The sequence below is a fragment of the Oceanobacillus sp. CF4.6 genome, from assembly GCF_051262635.1.
Classification (GTDB): Bacteria; Bacillota; Bacilli; order Bacillales; family Amphibacillaceae; genus Oceanobacillus.
This window is the reverse complement of sequence record NZ_JBIMEX010000002.1, coordinates 332,146-355,596: the sequence shown is the minus strand read 5'-3', so window position 1 is coordinate 355,596 and position 23,451 is coordinate 332,146. Positions and strand designations below refer to the sequence as shown.

17 protein-coding genes are annotated in these 23,451 nt (G+C 39.0%); 15 read left to right on the top strand and 2 right to left on the bottom strand.

Translation table 11 applies throughout. From position 1 onward, the window contains the following. Positions 1-496 precede the first annotated feature (496 nt). From ACHABU_RS05305 to ACHABU_RS05240, 14 genes are all read left to right on the top strand, one after another. Positions 497-1,264 carry a 3-hydroxyacyl-CoA dehydrogenase gene (locus ACHABU_RS05305; RefSeq protein ID WP_435763055.1) on the top strand — a complete coding sequence of 256 codons (768 nt, stop codon included), beginning with the start codon at positions 497-499 and terminating at the stop codon, positions 1,262-1,264. A 20-nt stretch (positions 1,265-1,284) separates the two neighbouring features. Further along, a complete protein-coding gene (locus ACHABU_RS05300) occupies positions 1,285-2,436 on the top strand; it encodes a thiolase family protein (RefSeq protein ID WP_435763053.1) in 1,152 nt (383 codons plus the stop codon). A gap of 27 nt (positions 2,437-2,463) precedes the next feature. Beyond that, positions 2,464-3,597 carry a CaiB/BaiF CoA transferase family protein gene (locus ACHABU_RS05295; protein WP_435763050.1) on the top strand — a complete coding sequence of 378 codons (1,134 nt, stop codon included), beginning with the start codon at positions 2,464-2,466 and terminating at the stop codon, positions 3,595-3,597. Between the two features lie 26 nt (positions 3,598-3,623). Then, positions 3,624-4,601 (top strand): NAD(P)H-dependent flavin oxidoreductase, encoded by a 978-nt coding sequence (locus ACHABU_RS05290; protein WP_435763048.1) that lies wholly within the window; start codon positions 3,624-3,626, stop codon positions 4,599-4,601. A gap of 24 nt (positions 4,602-4,625) precedes the next feature. After that, on the top strand, positions 4,626-5,402 hold the full coding sequence (locus ACHABU_RS05285) for an enoyl-CoA hydratase/isomerase family protein (RefSeq protein ID WP_435763046.1): 777 nt from the start codon (positions 4,626-4,628) through the stop codon (positions 5,400-5,402). Positions 5,403-5,756: 354 nt separating this feature from the next. Beyond that, entirely contained in the window at positions 5,757-6,923 is a 1,167-nt protein-coding gene (locus ACHABU_RS05280) for an acyl-CoA dehydrogenase family protein (protein WP_435763043.1), read from the top strand. Positions 6,924-7,450: 527 nt separating this feature from the next. Further along, positions 7,451-9,043, top strand: coding sequence for a long-chain-fatty-acid--CoA ligase (locus ACHABU_RS05275; RefSeq protein ID WP_435763040.1), 1,593 nt, complete (start codon positions 7,451-7,453; stop codon positions 9,041-9,043). A gap of 77 nt (positions 9,044-9,120) precedes the next feature. Beyond that, positions 9,121-10,059 carry an MBL fold metallo-hydrolase gene (locus ACHABU_RS05270; protein WP_435763038.1) on the top strand — a complete coding sequence of 313 codons (939 nt, stop codon included), beginning with the start codon at positions 9,121-9,123 and terminating at the stop codon, positions 10,057-10,059. Between the two features lie 160 nt (positions 10,060-10,219). Then, the gene (locus ACHABU_RS05265) at positions 10,220-11,053 is read left to right on the top strand and encodes an aldo/keto reductase (RefSeq protein ID WP_435763035.1); all 834 of its coding nucleotides are present in this window, start codon (positions 10,220-10,222) and stop codon (positions 11,051-11,053) included. 215 nt (positions 11,054-11,268) lie between these two features. Further along, complete coding sequence (locus ACHABU_RS05260) at positions 11,269-11,517, top strand: hypothetical protein (protein WP_435763033.1); 249 nt, start codon at positions 11,269-11,271, stop codon at positions 11,515-11,517. A 208-nt stretch (positions 11,518-11,725) separates the two neighbouring features. Then, positions 11,726-14,023, top strand: coding sequence for a PQQ-binding-like beta-propeller repeat protein (locus tag ACHABU_RS05255; protein WP_435763030.1), 2,298 nt, complete (start codon positions 11,726-11,728; stop codon positions 14,021-14,023). A gap of 597 nt (positions 14,024-14,620) precedes the next feature. Next, complete coding sequence (locus ACHABU_RS05250) at positions 14,621-15,676, top strand: TRAP transporter substrate-binding protein (protein ID WP_435763027.1); 1,056 nt, start codon at positions 14,621-14,623, stop codon at positions 15,674-15,676. 46 nt (positions 15,677-15,722) lie between these two features. Then, positions 15,723-17,633: a TRAP transporter large permease gene (locus tag ACHABU_RS05245; protein WP_435763025.1), complete on the top strand. Its 1,911-nt coding sequence runs from the start codon at positions 15,723-15,725 to the stop codon at positions 17,631-17,633. A 129-nt stretch (positions 17,634-17,762) separates the two neighbouring features. Next, positions 17,763-18,062, top strand: coding sequence for an iron-sulfur cluster assembly accessory protein (locus ACHABU_RS05240; protein ID WP_435763023.1), 300 nt, complete (start codon positions 17,763-17,765; stop codon positions 18,060-18,062). A 75-nt stretch (positions 18,063-18,137) separates the two neighbouring features. Here ACHABU_RS05240 and ACHABU_RS05235 read toward each other — a convergent pair whose 3' ends face one another. Together ACHABU_RS05235 and ACHABU_RS05230 are read right to left on the bottom strand one after the other, a co-directional pair. After that, positions 18,138-20,234: an RNA degradosome polyphosphate kinase gene (locus ACHABU_RS05235; protein WP_435763021.1), complete on the bottom strand. Its 2,097-nt coding sequence runs from the start codon at positions 20,232-20,234 to the stop codon at positions 18,138-18,140. 223 nt (positions 20,235-20,457) lie between these two features. Beyond that, a complete protein-coding gene (locus ACHABU_RS05230) occupies positions 20,458-21,993 on the bottom strand; it encodes a Ppx/GppA phosphatase family protein (protein ID WP_435763018.1) in 1,536 nt (511 codons plus the stop codon). A 227-nt stretch (positions 21,994-22,220) separates the two neighbouring features. Between ACHABU_RS05230 and ACHABU_RS05225 the strand changes: the two genes are divergently transcribed. Beyond that, the gene (locus ACHABU_RS05225) at positions 22,221-23,264 is read left to right on the top strand and encodes a hypothetical protein (protein WP_435763016.1); all 1,044 of its coding nucleotides are present in this window, start codon (positions 22,221-22,223) and stop codon (positions 23,262-23,264) included. The last annotated feature ends 187 nt before the right edge of the window (positions 23,265-23,451 follow it).

The window sequence follows — 23,451 nt, the reverse complement described above, 5'->3', positions numbered from 1 at the left end:
TCCTTAAAATGAATGTAAACGATTGCAAAATTTAAAGAGGGAGATTGACTGCTTAGTCTTTACCGAGAAAAACATAGTAAAGGAAATATAAATAAGTCAGCCCGCATTAACTGAATGAGACCATCAACGAATTACAGAAGAAAGCGCTCCAAAACTCCTCATGACAAAACGATCAATTAACTATTACTACAAAGATAAACAAGATCTGCTCTTTCAAAGTCACCAAATGCTACTTGAACACAGTATTGAAAACATACAAAGCACCCAACAACTAGATTTACCCATTAATGTATAATTTTAAAAAACTTAATTACGATCAAAATTGCCGGAAATCCCTGGGTCACACTATGAATAGCTCAGAATTTGATTCCCAATAAAATGTACAACGGAAGGCTATTCAACCGATAAAAGGTAGTCAAAAGAGAACCATTACCTATATCCAATCATTTACCCCGCATTCTTTTTTAAAAAAATTGACTTAATTAGAGGTGTAACTATGAAGCTAAAAAACAGCGCAGCAGTCATCACCGGTGGAGCATCCGGACTTGGAGAAGCAACGACCAGGAGAATTGTATCAAATGGAGGAAAAGTTGCTTTGTTGGATTTAAATGAAGAAAGAGGAAAGGTACTGGCTGACGAGCTTGGAGAAAGTGCAATCTACATAAAAACCAATGTAACAGATGAAGAGAGTGTAGAAAATGCATTAAATGAAGCGGTTCGTTCATTTGGAAAGATTACAACAGTCGTTAACTGTGCAGGGATTGCGATTGCAGAGAAGACCTATGGCAGCAAAGGAATACATGATTTAAAAAATTTCTCTAAAGTGATACAGATTAACTTAATTGGAACGTTTAATGTAATTCGATTGGCGTCCGCTAAAATGGCATCCAATGAGGTGAATGAGGAAAATGAGCGTGGAGTGATTATTAATACTGCATCCGTTGCCGCCTTTGAAGGACAAATTGGTCAGGCAGCATACAGTGCTTCAAAAGGTGGGGTTGCTAGTATGACATTGCCGATAGCCAGGGATCTTGCATCGCTTGGAATTAGGGTGATGGCCGTCGCACCTGGACTTTTTCTGACACCAATGTTTGAAACGTTACCAGAAAAGGCTCAAGAGGAACTTGGGAAAATGACACCGTTTCCTCCAAGGCTTGGAAAACCTGAAGAATATGCACAATTGGTTCAAAGTATTATTGAAAATCCAATGCTGAATGGAGAAACCATCCGACTTGATGGAGCAATCCGAATGCAGCCTAAATAAAAATGGGAAGGAAAGTGTATATGAGAGAAGCAGTTATTGTTGAAGCGGTTCGTACACCGGTTGGGAAAAGGAATGGAAGTTTAAGTGAAATTAGAGCAGAGGATTTGGCAGCTAAACCATTGGAAGAAGTAATCAAACGGGCAGGAATTTCAGCAGCGTTGGTCGAGGATGTGATTATGGGTTGTGTGACCCAAACTGGGGAGCAAGCTTTTGATATTGGTAGACAAGCTGCTTTGATTGCAGGTTATCCAGTAGAAGTACCAGGAACAACGATTGATAGGCAATGTGGTTCGAGTCAGCAGGCAGTTCATTTTGCTGCCCAGGCGATTATTAGTGGCGACATGGATGTCGTTGTTGCAGCAGGTATTGAAAATATGTCTCGTGTCCCAATGGGTTCCAATCAGCAGGGTGTTAAACTGAGCGAAACGCTTACATCAAAATATGAAATTATTAATCAGGGACTCTCAGCTGACCGGATCGCCAAGAAATGGAATATAAGCCGGGAAGAAATGGATGCATTTTCAGTAAAAAGTCATGAAAAAGCACTTGCAGCAAGAAGCAAAGGAAATTTTGAAAAAGAAATTATGCCGCTTGAATTTACGCGTGCTGACGGAACTCCAATTATGATAAAAGAAGATGAAGGACCACGTGAGAATTCTTCTGTCGAGAAGCTCGCTGGATTAAAGCCTGCTTTCGATGAAGATGGAACGATTACAGCTGGTAATGCAAGCCAAATCAGTGACGGTGCGGCAGCAATTCTATTAATGTCTCGTGAAAAGGCTGAAGAACTGGGGCTAAAACCAAAATTCAAAGTAATGGCTAGAACTGTAGTCGGATCTGATCCAACGTTAATGCTGACTGGACCTATTCCTGCAACAGAAAAGGTATTAAAAAAAGCTGGACTTACAATTGGGGATATTGATGTTTTCGAGGTGAATGAGGCATTTGCTTCCGTACCAATCGCATGGCTGAAAGAAACAGGAGCAGATCCGAATAAGCTTAATCCAAATGGTGGTGCGATCGCACTTGGTCATCCCCTTGGTGCGAGTGGGGCAAGGTTGATGGTAACGATGATGCATGAGCTGGAACGGTCTGGTGGGCGTTATGGTTTACAGACAATGTGTGAGGGTCATGGCATGGCAAATGCAACGATTATAGAAAGATTGGATTGATTTCAATCTCTAAAAGGAGGAGATCGTTTGCCATTACATTCGATACGTGTACTTGATCTGACGCGGTTACTCCCTGGTCCATATTGCACGTTAATGCTTGCAGACTTTGGTGCTGAAGTAATTAAAGTGGAAGATCCTATTGCTGGCGATTATATGAGGGAATTTGAACCTAAATTGGATAAAGAAGGTGTATTTTTTCAATCTCTGAATCGCAATAAAAAAAGCATCTGTCTTGATTTGAAGTCAGAAGAAGGAAAGCATCATTTCTTACAGCTTGTTGAAACGGCAGATATTGTTGTAGAATCTTTCCGCCCAGGAGTAATGGAACGATTAGGAATCGGCTATGAAACATTGAAAACGATAAATCCAGGGATTATCTATTGCGCAATCACGGGTTACGGGCAAACCGGTCCATACAAAGATAAGCCTGGCCATGATATTAACTATCTCAGTTATGCTGGACTATTAAATCTAATGGGAGAAAAAGATGGAAAGCCAGTAATCCCCACTGCTCAAATAGCAGATATTGGTGGGGGAGCATTTCCAGCTCTAACGGGAATCTTATTGGCATTGTTTGAACGAGCAACATCTGGAAAAGGACAATTTGTAGATATCTCGATGCTTGATGGTGTCGTTTCCTGGATGCATATGCTGCTACCGAGCTTCTTTGCAGGGCAAGATGTTAACCGTGGTGAGGAGCTTCTCAATGGTGGAAATGCTAGTTATCAAGTTTATGAAACAAAAGATAATAGATTTCTTTCCATGGGTGGCATTGAGGAGAAATTTTGGAAGGGATTTTGTGAAGGGATTGAGAGAAATGATTTTATTCCACTTCTTAACGAGCCATTGCATGTACAAGAAAAATTAATAAAAGAAATCGGTACTATTATTTATAGTAAAACATTGGAGGATTGGATGGAGATCTTCTCGGAAAAAGATGCATGTGTGACACCTGTTCAGACATTGGCAGAAGCTGAAAATGACCCTCAAGTTCAAGCGAGGGAAATGATTCAAACCGTTTTTTATCCAAAATTAGGGAAGACAAAACAGATTGGTATACCAATTAAATTATCAGAAACCCCTGGGGAAATAAGAACTACTGCACCTAAGCATGGAGAACATACAGAAGAAATACTTAGGGGAATTAATTCTGTAAAATGATTTACTAGGAGAGGGGTCTCAACTATATGCAAATAAATGAATTAAAAAAACAATTAACACTACCTGTCATTATGGCGCCAATGTTTCTAATATCGAATCCAAAAATGGTAATTAGTGCTTGTGAAGCTGGAATAATTGGTTCATTTCCAGCACTTAATGCCCGTACAAAAGATATTCTTGACCAATGGATGGAAGAAATAAATGCTACATTGGATCAAAAAAGAATTGAAAACCCGAATAGTAAAATTGCACCTTGGGCAATCAATTTCATTAGCCATAAGTCAAATAAACGCTTTTATGAGGATTTAGAATTAATACAAAAACACCAGCCACCGATTGTTATTACGTCGCTTGGAGATCCAAGTCCAGTTGTAGAAATTGTCCATGAGTATGGTGGCATTGTTTTATCGGATGTCATAAATACGAAATTCGCTAAAAAGGCTTTGGAGAAAGGAAGTGACGGTCTCATTCTCGTCTCAAATGGAGCAGGTGGTCATGGTGGTACGTTAAATCCATTTGCTTTTGTCCATGAGATACGCAATTTCTTTAATGGTCCAATCGTTCTTGGAGGGGCAATGTCCAAGGGAGAAGATATTTTGGCTACACAGGTATTAGGGGCTGACTTGGCATATATCGGTACACACTTCATTTCTGCAAAGGAAGGCAGTGCAAGTGAGGAATATATAAAGACAGCAATTTATTCAAACATTAATGATATTGTTTATACGCCTGCATTCAGTGGTATACCTGCTAATTACTTGATTCCTAGTATTATAAAATCTGGTCTTGATCCAAATAATCTTCCGAAAAAAGGAAGTATTGATTTCTCAGAACTTGGAAATCCAGATATCCGTGCATGGAAAGATATATGGGGTGCTGGTCAGGGAGTCGGGGGGATGAAGAAAATCCAGTCGGTAGCTGAGATTACAAATGAACTTCTCGAACAGTACAGAAATGCTCAGAAAAAAGTAGTAAACAATTATAAAGAACCTGCAAACCGCTAAATAATAATCAAATGAGGTGTCAGTATGTCAGAAGTTGTAAACGTAAGAAAGAAAAATAAAATCGCTTATATCTCCATGAATCGCCCAGAGAAAAGGAATGCATTGTCAGTAGAAATGGCAAATGAATTACTAGATGCATTGAAAGATGCAGAAAGAGATGATGACGTAAAAGTTATTGTTCTGTCTGGAGAAGGCAAGGCTTTTTCTGCAGGCGGAGATTTGGAAACGTTGAACAGTTTAGACAATACTGCAGAGATTTTGAAATATATGAAGCAGGCATTGGCTGTAATCCAGTCAATAAGGCAATTAGATAAATATGTAATTAGTGCGGTACATGGTTTTGCAGCAGGTGCGGGTTTTAGTATTGCAATTGCGGCAGACTTTATCGTAGCAGATAAGAATGCAAAGTTCATTAGCAGCTTTACGAATGTCGGTATTATTCCAGACCTAGGATTGTTAAAAGCATTATCGGAAAAACTTCCTTCAGCAATTGCCAAGGAATGGATTTCCTCTGCAAAGCCGGTTTCTGCGCAGGAAGCTTATGAAAGAGGGATTGTAAATAGGGTGATTGATGGTGACCTACTAGATGGTGCAACAGAATTTGCCCAGTTTATCGTTGATGGCCCACCACTTGCCAACCAGTTTGTGAAGCAATTGGTTAACCATGCAGGTGAACTGACATATGATACGAATGATATGCAGGAAACCGCGGTGCAAACATTGCTCCTTCAATCGGAGGATAATAAGGAAGGAATTACGGCATTTTTTGAAAAGCGAAAACCGGAATTCAAAGGTAGATAGTTTTAACATAAAGCTGTAAGTATCGCGCGCATCTCGCCCGAAGTTGCGCAAGAAGAAAAGAGTCACGCGGACCTCGCCCGAAGTTGTGCAATAAGCAAGAAAGTCGCGCGCATCCCGCTCAAAGTTGCGCAATAATCAAAGAAAGTCGCGCGGACCTCGCTCAAAGTTGCGCAATAATCAAAGAAAGTTGTGCGATTCCCGGTCAAAGTTGCGCAATATGCAAAGAAAGTAGCGCGAACGCCGCCCGAAGTTGCGCAATAAGCAAAGAAAGTCGCGCGGATCCCGCCCAAAGTTGTGCAATAAGAAAAAAGCCGCGCAAGCCCCAATCAAAGACATATGAAAGGAGGGGATCCAATGACCGAATTGAAAAAGGCATCATCAGATTCAGAAGAGATTCAGTTACTTAGAAAAAGTGTTCAGGAATTTTGCAGAAAAGAAGTAGCAGGTAATTATGCAGCCTGGGAAAAACAGGGAAATATTCCAAGAGAATTGTGGGGAAGGCTAGGTGAACAGGGTTTTCTCTTGCCGGAAGTGCCTGAGGAATATGGGGGACTTGGGACAACATTTCTCTATTCAACGACAATTATTGAGGAGTTTAGCAGGCAGGGGTTTAATTCCTTTGCTGCCAATCTTTCTGTTCACGATACAATCATTGCCCAGTACCTACTTAACTATGGTACGCATAGTCAAAAGAAATACTATCTCCCAAAGATGGCTACCGGTGAACTTGTAGGTGCCATTGCGATGACAGAACCCGCTGCTGGCAGTGACCTGCAAGGAATCAAAACAACTGCAATCTATGATAGTGAGAAATCTGCCTATCTATTAAATGGGTCAAAAACATTTATTACAAATGGTCAACACTGTGATTTTGTAGTAGTCGTTGCCAAAACAGATTTAGATGTCAAGCCCTCCAGAGGAACGACATTATTTATTGTAGATGTTCCAGTGAACGGCTTTGAACGAGGGAGTAACCTCGAAAAAATTGGTCTGCACTCGTGTGACACATCTGAGTTATTTTTTGAAGATGTACAAGTAAAAGAAACTGCTATTTTAGGAGAGAAAAATCAGGGATTTAAAATATTGATGAGCGAGTTACCTAGGGAAAGGCTGATTGTAGCAAACAGTGCAGTAGCTTCTATGGAAGGAGTTTTGCAAGAGACCGTCCACTATGTAAAGGACCGGGAACTTTTTGGCACCACATTGGATACCTTTCAAAATACGAGATTTGTTCTAGCAGAGATGAAAACGAAAGTGCGGGTTCAGCGTTCTTTCGCTAATGAATGTACAGATCTGTTAATCCATGGAAAATTGGATACCGTAACGGCAAGCATGGCAAAATTGAGTTGTACCGAAGTTCAGGGTGAAGTCATCGATCAATGTTTACAGTTTTTCGGAGGCTATGGCTATATGACGGAATATCCGGTTGCAAGAGCCTATGCAGACGCCAGAGTGCAGCGTATTTACGGTGGAACATCCGAAGTTATGAAACTAATAATTAGCAAAGATATGTTTTCTTAAGGATTTGACAGCATACTACTAGTTCCATAAAAAGTATTATTCACAAATTGTATAAACTACGAAACAAAAAAAGTAACTTCGGCGACCGCTCTGGGAAATATACTTACGGTTCAGCGGCTGGTGAGCCCCTTCATGCTAACGCATTTCAGTGTCTCACCTATGCCTCTCTTCCCGTTGGAGTCTCCGTATATTTCACAGAGCTAGTTAGAAGATTGTTGACGATTACTACATTAACGGGGGGTAGCTAAAATATCGTCATACAGCTTTACCAGTCCGGGTGAGCGGCGGGCGGTGACTCCTGCGGGAACAAAGGTTTTCGGTGGGGCGAGTAATCGCAGTCCCAGCACGTGTCCGAAGACCAGAAGAGTGTTTTTTTCTTCGGGGCTGAGGCCGTGCCCGCGGAAAGCATCCGCCCAGAGCGATCCCGGACGGCGATAGAAGCACACGATTTTGGATATCAGCTAGTAGTTAGTTCGCATTTTATCTCAATTCTACAATAATTATCTAACATAAAAGGAGCTGTTACCATGTTTTCACCACTAACACCACTAGACTGGAAAAGACGTGCAGTTAAATACTATCCGGAGAAAACGGCTGTTATAGACGGGGAAAAGGAATTCACGTATAAGGAATTTGGCAATCGCGCGGACAGGCTTTCTGCGGCTTTAACTGAGGCTGGTATACAGGAAGGCGATCATGTTGCAGTCATGCTTCCGAATACACACTATATGCTCGAATGTTTCTATGGCATTTGTCAGCTTGGGGCTGTCATGGTACCACTGAATTATCGACTAACAGCAAAGGATTTGGAATATATCATTCATCATAGTGATGCGAAAATGCTGATTATTGATGAGGAATTCTCTAAACCAATCGAAGAAATCCAGGAACAACTTTCTCTGGAAGAAATCATTATTGTTGCTGTAGAAGGTCAAGAAAGTACTTTAACAGGACCTGACTATGAAAACTTCTTAGCTGATGTCCCAGCAGATTTTAAACTTCCAGAAGTGAAAATCGATGAAAATCAGCTTTTGACACTTAACTATACGAGTGGAACAACATCTAATCCGAAAGGTGTCATGTTAACGCATCGGAGTAATTACCTTAATGCTGCTAATTTTATGCATCATATGCGTGTGGATCATGATGATGTCTATCTCCATACATTACCAATGTTTCATGCCAATGGTTGGGGCGGAGTTTGGGCAATCACTGCAGCAGGTGGGACCCATGTATGTTTACGGAAAGTCGATCCGCCGTTGATTCTCGATTTATTTGAATCGAAGAAAATAACATTGCTATGCGGTGCACCAACAGTTGTAAATATGCTTGTAAATGAGCCAAAGGCAAAAGAAGTAATCATCACAACGAGTCCAAGAATGGCAACAGCCGGCTCACCACCTGCAGCGGCACTTATCCAGAAGGCACAGGAAATTCTCGGTTTGAATATGATTCATGTCTATGGACTGACTGAAACGTCGCCATTCATTCTTTACAATGAGTGGAAAAAAGAATTCGATTCCAAAACTGCCGATGAGCAGGCAACAATTAAGGCGAGACAGGGAATTGAACTCGCATTCAATGGAGAAACCAAAGTTATTCATCAAGACGGAGAAGAAGTCGAGTGGAATGGCAATGAACTTGGTGAAATAATTACCCGGGGAAATGTTGTGATGAAAGGATATTATAAAGATGAGCAAAAAACAAATGCTGCAATCAAAGATGGATGGTTTTATACAGGAGATCTTGCGGTAACCCATCCGGATGGGTTTATTGAAATTCGTGACCGTGCGAAAGATTTGATCATTTCTGGTGGCGAGAATATTTCCTCTACAGAAGTTGAAGGCGTATTATACAAACACTCAGATATTCTGGAGGTTGCTGTTATTGCAATACCAGATGAAAAATGGGGAGAAGTCCCGCTTGCCATTATCGTTCTGCAATCTGATGCAACTCTTACAGAAGAAGATATGATCACCTATTGTCGTGATCATATGGCACATTTTAAAGCTCCAAAAGCTGTGAAATTCGTGGAAGAACTACCAAAAACAGCTACTGGTAAATTGCAGAAATATCGCTTGCGTGAAATGTTCTGGGAGAGCACAAGAAAAGTTAATTAAGTCTATGAAAGAGAAGATATGTTTTGAGATTACGAAAGTAGCCTTCAAAAAATAAGAGAATTGGAAGTGAATCTATTTTGTTGGAAGAATACGGAATTAAAATGGTTACACTCGACCTCCCCTTCCGCTTAAATCACGTTAACTGTTTCGTTGCTGAATCGGAAAATGGCGTACAAGTTATTGATGCTGGTCTTCATAATGAGCATACAGTTAGAAGGTGGGAAAAAGAACTGGAGGGAAAAAAGGTAACAGATATTCTGATTACACATTATCATCCGGACCATTTCGGGTTTGCTGGTGCATTGCAGCAACGAACTGGCGCCCGGATATCGATGTCACAAATTGATGCCAAAGCTGGGTTGGATGCCTGGCAGGAAAGTTTTTTAGATGATCTAACCAATAACTACAAACTTGCAGGAATTCCTGGCGATGATGCAAATGATATGATTGTAAATACAAAAGAATTCGTTCCACTAGTGACACCCTATCCAGAAATAAATCATTATTTCGTGGAAGGAGAACTGCTGCAAATTGGCAAATATGAATACGAGGTAATTCAAACCCCGGGTCACTCAGATGGCTTGGTGACCTTCTATAATAAAGAAAAAAATATACTGCTTTCAACCGATCATATTCTGCCTAGAATTACACCGAACATTTCCTATTGGTTCCATGGAGATCCGAATCCGCTTGGAAATTACTTGAAATCCCTGGATAAAATTAAACAGTTGGATGTTGATTTAGTTGTTCCTTCACATGGGAAGCCGTTTTATGGGGGAAATGAACGCATTGATGAAATAATAGCTCACCATGATGAACGGCTGGATACATTGCTTGATGGAATAAAAGGTGGATGTACAGTATATGAAGCTTCAGAAAAACTGTTCCAGAAGAAGTTAACCATTCATGAATCAAGGTTTGCAATTGGAGAAACCCTGGCCCACTTAGAATATTTACGGGCAGAGGGTAAATGTGAACGGGAACTGATTGATGGGAATTATCGATACTCAAGCTGAGCATGTCCCCTGTATAACTATGGTTGTACAGGGGACTTTTTGTTTCATGAATTAGAATTGCTCTTCTAGTATTATAATAGGTAGTAATATTTTAATACATCATCAAAATATTATATGATAATAGAATAGAACATAGAAAAATTGGAGGCTCTCAACTAATATGATTACACATCTACAAGATACAATAACACTAAATAATGGTGTCCATATGCCAGGATTCGGACTTGGAGTCTATAAGGTTCAAAATGGAGAATCCGTTGTCAATTCTGTAAAAACAGCATTAAAGCATGGTTACAGAAGTATTGATACAGCTTCATTTTATGATAATGAAGCAGGTGTCGGGCAGGGGATTAAAGAATCAGGTATTCCCAGAGAGGAAATATTTATTACCTCAAAAGTTTGGAATGATGAGCAGGGGTATGAAAGCACATTGGAAGCTTTTGATGCAAGCGTGAAAAAATTGAACACGGGTTATTTGGATCTGTATTTGATCCACTGGCCAGTGAAAGGTAAGTATAAGGACACGTGGAGAGCTATGGAAAAATTATACGAAGATGGCAAGGTCCGAGCAATTGGTGTCAGCAATTTTCATGTGCACCATTTGGAGGAGCTGATGAAAGACAGTAAAGTTAAACCTGTCATTGATCAAGTGGAATACCATCCACATTTAACACAACTTGAGCTTCGAGAATTTTGTGATAAAGAAAATATACAACTGGAAGCATGGTCACCATTGAAACGTGGTAAGTTACTGGACGATCCGACACTTACAGGAATAGCAGAAGAGCACGGAAAGTCTACTGCCCAGGTTATTTTACGATGGGATATTCAAAATAATGTTATAACCATTCCAAAGTCAGTTACGGAAAAACGAATTATCACAAATGCGGACATTTTTGATTTTACCCTGACCGAAAAGGATATGGGGAAAATTAATGCACTCAACATTAATAGTCGTGTTGGAACGAATCCGGACAGTTTTGATCTTAAGTAACAATTTAAAACAAATAGCATCATTAGTAGCCGGGTCGTTACACCCGGCTTTACTTTGCAAAAAAAGAAGTAAAACTTTCCCTACCTGCCTTAGCTTTCTAATCGTTTTAGGTTTAACTTATTCATCGAAAGGCATAGAAAATAATACTATGCTAAGGATGTAAATGGAATGCTAGCTGTAACATTCATGAAATCACAAAAGGTGGTGCCGAAGTAGTGATCGATTGTGTAGGGATGGACGGAGATGCAACAGTAAAAGAGCATCTGAAAACGTTGACCGGTCAGGTTGGTTCCATTGATCCTATTATCCACTATATGTCGGAATTATATAATATGGTGGAAGATGGGGTATTTAATCCTACCGACATTATCACACACAGGATTAGCTTGAGTTATGCGGCTCAAGCCTATGAAATATTCAATGCTCAGGAAGACAATTGTATCAAAGTTGTGTTAAAACCATAAGCAAATTTAGCTTGAAGTTGGCGCTCTTGAAAAAGAGCGCCTTTTTCTATGATTAGAACTTATCTATTAAATTTTTATAATATAGGAAAAGCAACTGGCATATAATGTAACAGTTCTGAGATATTTTTTGATTTTCTAAAACTTGAAAGGAGGAATATCTATTATTTATTTGTTAAACCAGGGAAATTAAATAATAGGGGGTGTTGTTTTGAATGGTCATAAAATAGTCTGGACGGTTGGAGTATTCTCATTTTTGGTTATTGTTTTTATTATATTCTTTGAAATATCGAAGGATAACGAGGCACCGGAATTCACAGCACCAGATACCGAAACAGAAGAGCAGGTAGAAAAAGAAGAAGAAGCAACAGAAGAGGAAACAGAGGAACCTGAAAAAACGGAAGAGGAAGCCGAGATTACTGTCGAAGACCCAGAGGCTGATGTGAAACAACATAGAGCCTATGATGCTGCTGTTGCACCTGCTTTTACGGGTGAAGAATTGGCGGCGCTACCAACTGAGAATTGGCTAACGAATGGTGGTAATCTTGCTAATCAGCGTTATTCACCACTGGACCAAATTAATACATCGAATATTGGAGATTTAAAAGGGGAATGGGTTGCTAATTTAGGATCGGGATTCGATTTTAAATATTCAGGTGAAGCATCACCAGTTGTCTATGATGGTGTGATGTATGTGATAACAGGAGCAAATGATGTGTTGGCACTTGATGCTGTTACGGGAGAAACAATATGGGAATACCGACCACATATTACTGATAAACTAACGACTGTTTGCTGTGGCTGGACCAGTAGAGGTGTAGCTATCGGTGAGGGTATGGTATTTGTAGGATTGTTGGATGCTAGACTGGTAGCGTTAGATCAAACGACAGGAGAAGTTGTTTGGGAAACTGTCGTAGATGAATGGGAAAAAGGATACACGATTACGAACGCACCTCTCTATTATAATGGCAAAGTATATACCGGTGTTTCGGGAGGCGAGTATGGGATTAGAGGACGTATTACAGCGTATGATGCAGAGATTGGACGTGAATTATGGCGTTTCAACACCATACCTGGTCCTGGAGAAAAAGGACATGACTCGTGGCCACAGGATAATAAAGCATGGTTATCGGGGGGCGCACCTGTTTGGCAGACCCCAGCTGTTGATCCTGAGTTAGGTTTAATGTATTTTTCTACAGGCAATACGGCTCCTGACCTTGATGGTAGTATTCGAGAGGGAGACAATCTCTATTCAGATTCTATTATTGCATTAGATCCAGAAACTGGAGAATATAAATGGCATTACCAGCAGGTTCATCATGACATTTGGGATTTGGACTCACCAAACCCAATCATCCTTTTTGATGTTGAAATGGATGGGGAAATGAAAAATGGACTTGGTCAGGCAGGGAAAACAGGTTGGATCTATTTCCTTGATCGAACGAATGGAGAACCACTTGTTGGTATTGAAGAAACACCTGTACCCCAAGATGAGCGACAAAAAACATCAGCAACCCAGCCTATTCCAAAAGGGGATTCATTTGTTCCACAAACTATAACTCCAGAAGATATTGAACGAGATATGTCCGATGAATTTGAAGGAGAATATGGTAGCATTTTTACCCCTTTCTGGGAAGAACCAATCACGTTAAAACCGTCTCCTTTTGGAGGTGCCAACTGGCCACCGTCTGCATATAATCCGAATACAGAATATTTTTATGTATTAGGAACAGACTCCTATATGGCATATACACGGAGTGATGAAGACTTTGATCCGGATGCAATTGAAGAAGGGCATGCATGGATAGGAAGTATTATGGCTCCTGTCACGGATGCGCCGGTTAGAGGGACGGTTACCGCGATGGATGTCAAAACAAATACCATTGCATGGCAGCAGGAATGGGATGCGATGGCATATAGTGGAGCCATGACAACAAATGGAAACCTACTATTTGTAGGTCATAATGATGGTAGATTGATAGCTTATGACGCAACAACAGGTGAGAAAGTATGGGAATTTATGACGGATGCAGGGGTGAATGCACCACCAATATCGTATGAAATTGATGGAAAGCAATATATTACGGTTTTCGCAGCAGGAAACTCACTGGCTGGCAGTAAGCATGGAGACTCTGTTTGGACGTTTTCATTGGACGGAGAAATCGGGTCTGTTGATGATGTTTCAACAAGTGAGTCAGAAGAAAACACTACCGATAAAGAAGAAAAAGGTACTGGTGATGACAAAGCTTCACTTGAAGGCCAAACTGCCAAAGGTTTAGCAATCTATGAAAGTAATTGTCTCGCATGTCATGGGACAGAAGGAGTAAATGGCCATAATGGGCCGAACCTTCAAACAAGTAACGTTTCACCTGATAAAGAAGCTGTTATGGAAAGAATTAAAGAAGGTGGAGAATTAATGCCTTCCTTTGAAGGAACATTAACCGAACAGGAGATAGATGATGTAGCAGCATACATCAGTGGAATTGTAGCAAACCTAGGGGATGATTAAAAAAAGATGGTGCAGGATGCAAGCTACCTGTACCATCTTTTTTTGCGTTTAAAGAGGAAGGGCAATTAACCCCGGAAGTTGTAGAAATGCTAAACGAAGAATATGACAAGGGTTGGAATTTTGTTGCAGTACAGACCAGCGACGAGCTGATGTGACTTGAATCGTAATGAGGGGCGAGCAAAGATATTTTTTTGTAGATGGTAAAAAGATGAATACGGAAACCTTTCTTGAAGATATTTTAAAATAACTGTTTTTATTTGAAAATCAGGGAATAGTAAGCATTATTAAGATGCGCCTCTCAAGATAACAGAATACTTATAAATTATTCCCTGTAAACAATACAATTTGACACCAGTCCCGATGTGTTTTATTATGTACACCTGATACATATTTACCACCTTTTAAAACTGCAAAATATTGATTTTCACTTCGTTCTATCTAAGTGACCACTATTCATTCCAAAAGTATATGTTTCTCACCCGACCGACAACTATCCTTAGGTAAACAAAAATCGGAATATTCAATTAAAATATCAATCTAAATACCTTTAACGTCACCAGTAGGAAGTGTATTAGAAACCATAGAAGGAGAGCTATTATGACAATAAAAAAGAGTGTAACCCCTATAATTATTATTATCATTTTTCTTGGCCTTATTTTATTAGGGAATAGGGCATTGAATTCAAGTGCAGAATCGGATAATTCAGATACCATCCATCTTCGTCTCGGACAAGTAAAAGCAGCTTCCCATGCAGTGTCACTAGGAATTGATAAGTTTGCAGAATTAGTTGAAGAAAAATCTGATGGGGAAATTATGATCGAAACATTTCATGATGGTTTAATTGGAAACGATCGTGAGGTAATTGAAAGTGCCCAAATGGGAAGTATTGCGATGGCAAGTTCATCAACACCAAATATGACCAGCTTTACGAATTATTTTACCGCTTGGGATCTTCCATACATTTTTGAAACGAAGGAAGAGGTATATACTGCTATTGATGGAAAACCTGGTGAGATCGTGCGTGATCGAATGGAAAATAATGGATTTAAAGTTGTCTTTTTCCCTGATTATGGTTACCGGCAGATTGTAAATAATGTACGGCCAGTAAAAGTTCCAGAAGATATGGCTGGATTAAAAATTAGAACAACAAATTCAAAAATAGAGCAAGCTGATTTTGTTGAGTATGGTGCAAATCCAACACCTGTAGCATGGTCTGAGGTATTTACTGCTCTTCAGCAAGGTACAGTGGAAGGTGAAGGAAACAGCTATTCCTTGCTTTGGGATTCGAAGCACCAGGAAGTATTGGATTATGCGACAGAAGTTAATTATAACTACAGTTCGGATATCGTTGTAATGAATTTGGAAAAATATAATGCATTGTCTGAGGAACATCAGCAAATCATCATGGAGGCAGGAGCAGAAGCAACAGAATGGCAGCGTCAGATAGCAAATAAAAATGATGATAAAGCGAAACAGGAATTTATAGATTATGGCATCGAAGTATATGAGCCTACCGAAGAGGAAATGAAACAATGGAAACAGGCATCTGAACCGGTATGGGATCAGTTTGTAGTCGAAGGAATTGCAGAACCGGAATACGTTGAAATTATTTTAGAAACACTAGGAAAGACAAGAGAAGATATTTTTGAATAAGATCTTTTCTTTGTAAACATAGATTTTAGGATTAGGGGATGAAAAAATGGCAGAAGATACGACAATTGGTGGAAACACCAACCACCAAAAACCTCCATCGGAAAATAGGAGCACACTAAAACGGATCTGGGGATTTATTGATCACCGATTGGAAGAGATATTAGTAGTTGTTGGTTTTGCTATTTTTATCCTTTTAATCAATCTTCAGGTAATTAACCGTTATGTTTTAACCTTTATAGAGATTGGAAACATTACGACCTGGACCGAAGAAATTGCTAGATACATTTTTATATTTGTTTCCTTTCTCGGGGCCAGTTTAGCCATTAAAAAACGGGAAAGTATTCGGGTGAATCTCGTAGTTGACCGCTTTCCGGAGCATGTTCGGAATGCGATTGATGCAGCAAATAGTGTCTTTATGCTATATTTCAGTTTTATCATGGTTTCTTACGGATTTAACTTAATCAACTTTCAAATGGAAACAAATCAGGTAACTCCTGCATTAGGCATACCAATGGCCCTTGCTTACAGTGCCATTCCAATCGGTTTCCTGTTAATGGGGTTTCGCCTCATTCAAACTTTAATTGAAGATATGAAGGGAATGTCTGCGAAAGATGGATTACTGACCGCGGGTATATCGCTATTATTTATTTTACCAGCAGTGCTATTTAGAGAAGGCAGTATTACATTGCTATTATTTGGTTATTTTGTATTATTTATTGTTTTTGGAATGCAGATTGCATTTGCACTTGGGATTAGTACACTAGCAACTGTACTTGCCACAGATGCAATTCCAGTTGACTTTTTCCCGCAAACAGCATTTACGAGTATTGATAGTTTCCCAATTATGGCTGTACCATTTTTCATCGCGGCCGGAATTATTATGGGGAACAGTGGGATTATACAGAAATTATTGAATCTATCAGATGAATTATTAGGGTTTCTACCAGGTGGACTGGCACTGGTTGCTATTGTTACAAGTATGTTTTTCTCAGCAATTAGTGGGTCTGGTCCAGCAACGGTAGCAGCTATTGGTACACTGCTGATTCCAGCAATGATTAAACAGGGCTACAATCCAGGATTTTCTGCTGCCGTTGTTGCAGCGGCAGGTACGATTGGAATAATTATCCCACCAAGTAATCCACTTGTTATTTATGGGGTTGTTGGTCAGCAGTCGATTACCGAGTTATTCATGGCAGGTATTGTTCCTGGTATTCTGACAGGACTTGGATTAATACTGGTTACTTTCTTTATATCAAAGAAGAATGGATGGCGGGGCGACAAAGAATCATTTAGTCTGAAAGGTACATTAAAGGCGGCGTGGGATGCAAAATTCGCCTTATTGGTACCAGTAATTATTTTAGGTGGTATTTATGGTGGTATTATGACACCCACAGAAGCGGCGGCTGTTGCTGCAGCTTACGGTTTAGTAATTGGTATTTTTGTTTATAAGGATCTTGATTTAAAAGGTGTGTATAAAAGCCTTGCATCAGCAGGTGTGACATCAGCTGTTATTATTCTCCTGATTGTGATGGCAAATATATTCGGTCGCTTAATAACATTGGAACAAGTAGCAGAGACCGTTGCTAATTTTGTCCTATCCATTAGTGAAAGTAAAATTGTTATCTTGTTACTATTGAATGTATTTTTGTTACTTGTGGGACTCGTTCTGGAAGCTTTGGCAGCAATCGTTATTTTAACACCGATTCTACTGCCAATGGCAATGGAACTAGGAGTGGATCCTATCCATTTCGGTATTATTATGATTCTCAACCTGGCTATCGGATTGATTACACCACCAGTTGGCGTAAACCTTTTTGTATCAGCGGGTGTCACGAAGATGAAAATAGAAGAAGTTATTAGAGGAGTCATGCCTCTGTTAATTATGATGATTATTGTATTATTGCTCGTAACCTATATTCCAGAAATAAGTATGTTTTTTGTGGAATGGACACGTTAATCGTAATGCTTATAGAAAATTCCCGGACGGGTTAAGATGTCCGGGGATTTCTTCTACCCGAGCATATTTTTGGATTTTCTTCAATTTCATGGGATAATGAATAAATACCATATGATTGGAGACATTTAAATGAAATGCAAAATTAATCGTAACGCAGCTAAAGTACTGAAAAATATGCTAACTACAGAAGAAGCAGAGGGGAAGATGGTTCGTGTAAATATTTCCCAAATGCATGGCGATCACGCACATTACGGTATCTCATTTGATACACCAACGGAACATGACGAGATTGTAAAAACAGATAAAGATGTAGATATTTTGTTGGATACGCGTGAGGAATTTCTGGATGGAATCTGGATTCAATATTTCTTCGTGGAAAATGAAGGATTTGTCATTACAAACCCTTCTAAAGGGTCAGGACATCATTAAATTGGTAAAAGGAAATCGGCGTGCTGCCGATTTCCTTTTTATGTGATGGATAGTGACGTAAAAATACATCAAAGACTATTCTTCATCTTCCAATACTTGATAGGCCTTTTCAAATAAAATCATTTGACTGTCGACTTCGCTTTCTTCATCTTTGGCTTTTACATAGTGGTAAGTACCATCGCTGGATTGCTCTCTTGATTTCATATTATCTTCTAATGAGAGCGTTAGTACTTCTTTGATTCGATCTTTAACATGTCCTTCATAGATTGGGAACAAAAGCTCTACTCGTTTTTGCATATTTCTTGTCATCATATCCGCAGACGAAAGGAATATCCGTTCATCTCCATCACTGTTGAAATAAAAGATTCTACTGTGCTCTAGGAAGCGCCCAACAATGCTTCGAACACGTATATTTTCACTGACTCCTTCAATACCGGGCTTCAGGCAGCAAATCCCTCGTACGATTAAGTCAATTTTTACCCCTACCTGGGAAGCTTCATAAAATTTCTTGATTAGATCTTTATCTGTCAGAGAGTTCATTTTGGCAATAATTCTTCCATTTTCCTTCTTTTTATGAAAACTAATTTCCTGATCCATATAGCGGATAAAGTCTTCCTCTATATCAAAAGGTGCCATGGATATATGATTAAAATCGGGTTTTTCTGTAAATCCACTTAAATAGTTGAAGAAATGGGTGGCATCAATACCGAACTTTCGCTTTGTCGTGATGATTCCCATATCCGTATATGATTTTGCGGTAGAATCATTATAGTTTCCTGTTCCAAGATGGACAAAACGTTCTATTTTTTCCAGACGTTTTCTTACGATTAATGTAATTTTACTATGTGTTTTAAGAGAATTCATTCCGTAAATAACATGGCAACCGGCCTTTTCCAGTTCCTTTGCCCAAAGTACATTTTGCTCTTCATCAAATCTTGCTTTTAATTCAACGAGTACAGTGACTTGCTTCCCGTTCTCGGCGGCCTGTTTCAATCCTTTAATTATAGGAGAATTCCCACTGACACGGTATAACGTCTGTTTAATCGCTAAAACGTCGGGATCCTCCGCAGCATCTTCAACAAGATCTACTACAGGGCCAAACGATTCATAGGGGTGATGCAAAAATATATCCCGTTTTTCTGCAGCTTCAAATACAGTTTCATTTTGCAAAATATCTTTTGGAGGTTGAGGCATGCGTGTTTCATATATCAAATGTTCGTTTTCAATTTGAACTTTCTTATAGAAGTCAAATAGATAGGTTAGGTCAAGTGGGCCATCAACCATATACATGTCCTTTTGATGAATTTCCAAGACATATAAAAGAAAACTGACAATTGTTTCGTCGTATTTATCAGCTCGGACTTCTAGTCTTACGGCGGCTCCCCATTTCCGTTTCTTTAGTTCCTTTTCGATTTCCCTTAGAAGGTCCCTTGCACCCTCCTCGTGAATGGTCATGTCGGCATTTCTCGTAATCCGAAACTCGGTGATGGAACGGACATGATATCCTTTAAATAATTTATGAATATAGTGCGAAATAATATCTTCTAGTAAAATATATTTATTTGTACCAGGTACTCTTGTATATCGGTCAAGCAATGCAGGGAGTTGTACAATTGCATTTTTGGTTGTTTTATGTTCTCTGTCATACATGTCTTCCAATTCGACTGCGATATTAATCGACTTGTTGGAAAGGATCGGAAATGGATGATAGGCATCAATGGCCATCGGTGTTAAGACAGGGAATATATGTTCATCAAAATACTCTTCTAGCCCTGCGTTCTGTTCGGCGGTTAGATTTTCTGCCGTAATAACCGAAGTATTTTCTTCCGCAAGTTCGGATAGAAGACGACGGTAAACCGTATATTGATCTTTAACGAGTAAATGGTTTTCTTTAGAGATTTTATCCAATTGCTGCTTCGGTGTCAGTCCGGCTTTATTTTCCGGCTTTTTGAATCCAGCTTTTACCTGATCTTTCAGTCCAGCAACACGCACCATAAAAAACTCGTCAAGATTTGATGAGAAAATGGCGACAAATTTAAATCGCTCTAATAGTGGATTTCTTGTATCAAAAGCTTCATCGAGAACTCTCTTATTAAACGCAAGCCAGCTGAGTTCTCGATTGTTGTAGTACATAGGATTATCCAAATCGATTAATTTGTTAGTTGTTATCACAATAATCACCCTTAATTAAGTCTCTACCAGAGGTTGTTCAAAAATTAGTGCAATGACACATCGAGTTTCTGACGATATGTTTTCCCTTTTATTACGTATAAATTGCATACGTTCAGAGGCTACTTTTTGACCCTTACTATCATAATTATATCGTAATTACTACTATAGAAATGATAAGTTTTTATTAAGTTTTCCATAATCAAAGGATAGGATATTAACGCAATCATTCATTTTCACTAGACAAAAATATCAATTCAATATTTTTTCCGATATTTTTTTCCAAATGCTTTTTCTGTTTTTCGGACTGGTACTGTTCCGGTTTGTAATCCTTATTACAATAAATCGTCAATGTAATGACTTCACTTCCAATTTCCATATCGAAGTAATTAATTACCTGTCTTTTCGTTGCATCCAGGCAATAAGTAAATTTCAGTAATGATCCAAGTAATTCTAATTTTTTTCGCTCTTTTTTCAAGAACCAGTGTTTAAACGGACCGATAAATTGTTTGAAAACCGTTTTGTTCTTATAAGATGCAATCAGTGCCAATTTTAGACGATCAATATGCATCAGTCCATCGATGGTTCGATTTGCAAGCAAATAGAAGGTGTGCTGAGGACTGGATTCAGCATCAATGTATTCACCGAGGTTATACACATAACAGGCCCGTTCCACATGTATCCAATCTTCTTTTGTTAATGAACCAATGCCTTTGGACAAGAGTCCTTTCAATAGTTTTTCAGTTAGATATTGGATGTGCTGAATTTGATGAATATCCAATTTGTATTCATAGATTAACTCTACAATGCTATCCTCCAACACGTTCGGATAAAGATTCGTTTTCGTATTTGGTGATAAATATTCGTAGAAAACACCGTCACGAAGTCCTTTTCTACTCAATATAAAACCTTCTGCCTCAATGGCTTCGTACAGACTAAGGAAAACACAGGAAGCAGGTAAAATGGTATCAGCCCGGTCTTTAGAAAGTCCTTCTACTTTTTCCAAACCAACCTTATCCAAGGATGCAAGAAAGGCAGTAATATTAGCGATATCACTATCATCCATTTGGTATTGGTGAAGTCCTGCTAGAGGATAGGCTTTTCTGTTTTGATCAATCTGAGCAATGTTTCGTGCACTGCCTCCGATACCGATGAGGGGTACACCTTTAACTTGTAGCCAGTCGAGTGTGGCGAACTGCTCTTGTAAATATCCACGTAGCTTCATGATGTTCTTTTCATTTGAATCGTTATTATGAAAGAAATCTTTTAATGTTAATGCCCCAAAAGGAAAACTATGATAATGCTTTAGAATACGATCCTTAAAGTAAGTTACTTCTGTACTGCCCCCGCCTATATCGATCGTAATTCCTTCCGTAATCGAAGTAGAATTGACGACAGATAAATAGCCGTAAAATGCTTCTTCTTTCTCGGACAGAATCCGCATCTCCCAGCCAATTTCTTTTTGGACAATTTGCTTAATATCTTCATTATTACGTGCTTGGCGAATCGTTGCAGTAGCAATTACAGTGAAGTTGTCCAATTCATATGTTTCAGTTACATTTTTAAAGCTTTTCAGTGTTGCAGTCAGTTTTGTAATTCCTTCGTCATTCAATACGCCTTCTTCATTAAGATAGTTTCGCAGACGAGCAACTGCTTTTACATTTTCTACTTCATGCAGTCGACCGGATTTCTCTTGAGAATAAATGACTAACCGCATCGTATTGGATCCGATATCAATAATTGCGTAGTAGCTCTTTATCATTACGATCACCAGTTTCTGTTTAGATTTAGTAGAAGTATATCATAGCTATGGGAAAAGCTATGTGTGAACGGTTTTATAGCATTCACATAAATTTGGGCTTTACATAAAATATTAGAAAAATTAGTATTCGCTATTAGGTTGAGCAAGTGCTTTAGTTGCACTTATGCAGATAGGAAAGTTTGATGCTTTCCTATCTGCTAAAAAATTAACGAAAAGGAAGTGTCGATTTGTCCAACCAAAGTTACTATGTAAGCGGGAACACGGCTGAAGGCCTTCTTAATTACTTACCCTCAAATATAGAAGGGTTAAACCGAATTATCGTGTTAAAACATCCCTCAGAAACGATCAAAACAAATGTAATCAAACAGGTTCTCAAGGGCTATACCTCGAAATATAAGTTAGAAATCTTAAAAAGTTCATACGGTCTCAACTATTTGGATGGTGTTATCATTCGGGAAAAATCATTAGCTATCCTTTCAGATAGAGTTGCCTTCAAAGAGCTAAACCATACGATTGATATTGATTTACGTACCATGATTGGGAAACGTAGGGGAACGACTGAAGATGATACGAGGAACATGGAGAAATGTAACTCCATCGTGGCACAGGCACATAAAAATTTTGCGATTGGTCTTAAAATTCATGATCAACTTGAAGCAATCTATATAAATGAAATGAACTTCGAGCGTGCGGACCAATTGACGAATGATTTGATAAAGGAACTGTTACAAAATCAGAAGATACAAGACAGACAAGCACATGTATACCACCGATTCTTCGGAACAAATACAGCAGATGGTATCGTCAATGAAGTTCCACATCTAATTGAAAACATTACGAATGTATATTTTATTAAAGGTCGTGCTGGAACTGGGAAATCAACGTTCATGAAAAAAGTTGCAAAGGCATGTGAACAGCATGGTTTCGATGTGGAATTATATCATTGCAGCTTTGATCCAAATAGCCTGGATATGGTTCTCGTTCGTGAGCTTGATTTATGTATTTTTGACAGTACAGATCCACATGAATTTTTCCCGAAACGAGAAGGGGAAATTATAATTGACTTGTATAAGGAGACTGTGACACCTGGAACAGATGAAAAGTTTGCAGAACAGATTCATTCTATTAATAAGCACTACAAATCGTATATGAAAAAAGGAATTCACGATTTACAAAAAGCAGGAAAGTATTTGGAGGATAATGAACAAAAATATATGTATACAGATCAAGAAATCGTTCGTGCTTATGGATTAATTAAGGGATCTGTCTGAGAACATAAGGCGTTGTTCACTGTCTAATTATCACAAAAACAGACAAAATAACAGAAATTATTTCCCGGGTAATACTAACTATTTATTCATTTTATACGTCTTCCACATACAAACTGATTCGTCATAGCATGAAACTAGATGTCCGTGCATAGGATAAATAAACCGCTGCAATAGATGGAGGGAGTAA

Bases quoted from the DNA above. Each gene is read 5' to 3' on its own strand.
- ACHABU_RS05250 (WP_435763027.1), top strand. From the start codon at position 14,621: ATGACAATAAAAAAGAGTGTAACCCCTATAATTATTATTATCATTTTT.
- ACHABU_RS05275 (WP_435763040.1), top strand. From the start codon at position 7,451: ATGTTTTCACCACTAACACCACTAGACTGGAAAAGACGTGCAGTTAAA.
- ACHABU_RS05290 (WP_435763048.1), top strand. From the start codon at position 3,624: ATGCAAATAAATGAATTAAAAAAACAATTAACACTACCTGTCATTATG.
- ACHABU_RS05285 (WP_435763046.1), top strand. From the start codon at position 4,626: ATGTCAGAAGTTGTAAACGTAAGAAAGAAAAATAAAATCGCTTATATC.
- ACHABU_RS05305 (WP_435763055.1), top strand. From the start codon at position 497: ATGAAGCTAAAAAACAGCGCAGCAGTCATCACCGGTGGAGCATCCGGA.
- ACHABU_RS05230 (WP_435763018.1), bottom strand. From the start codon at position 21,993: ATGATAAAGAGCTACTACGCAATTATTGATATCGGATCCAATACGATG.
- ACHABU_RS05300 (WP_435763053.1), top strand. From the start codon at position 1,285: ATGAGAGAAGCAGTTATTGTTGAAGCGGTTCGTACACCGGTTGGGAAA.
- ACHABU_RS05265 (WP_435763035.1), top strand. From the start codon at position 10,220: ATGATTACACATCTACAAGATACAATAACACTAAATAATGGTGTCCAT.
- ACHABU_RS05245 (WP_435763025.1), top strand. From the start codon at position 15,723: ATGGCAGAAGATACGACAATTGGTGGAAACACCAACCACCAAAAACCT.
- ACHABU_RS05240 (WP_435763023.1), top strand. From the start codon at position 17,763: ATGAAATGCAAAATTAATCGTAACGCAGCTAAAGTACTGAAAAATATG.
- ACHABU_RS05280 (WP_435763043.1), top strand. From the start codon at position 5,757: ATGACCGAATTGAAAAAGGCATCATCAGATTCAGAAGAGATTCAGTTA.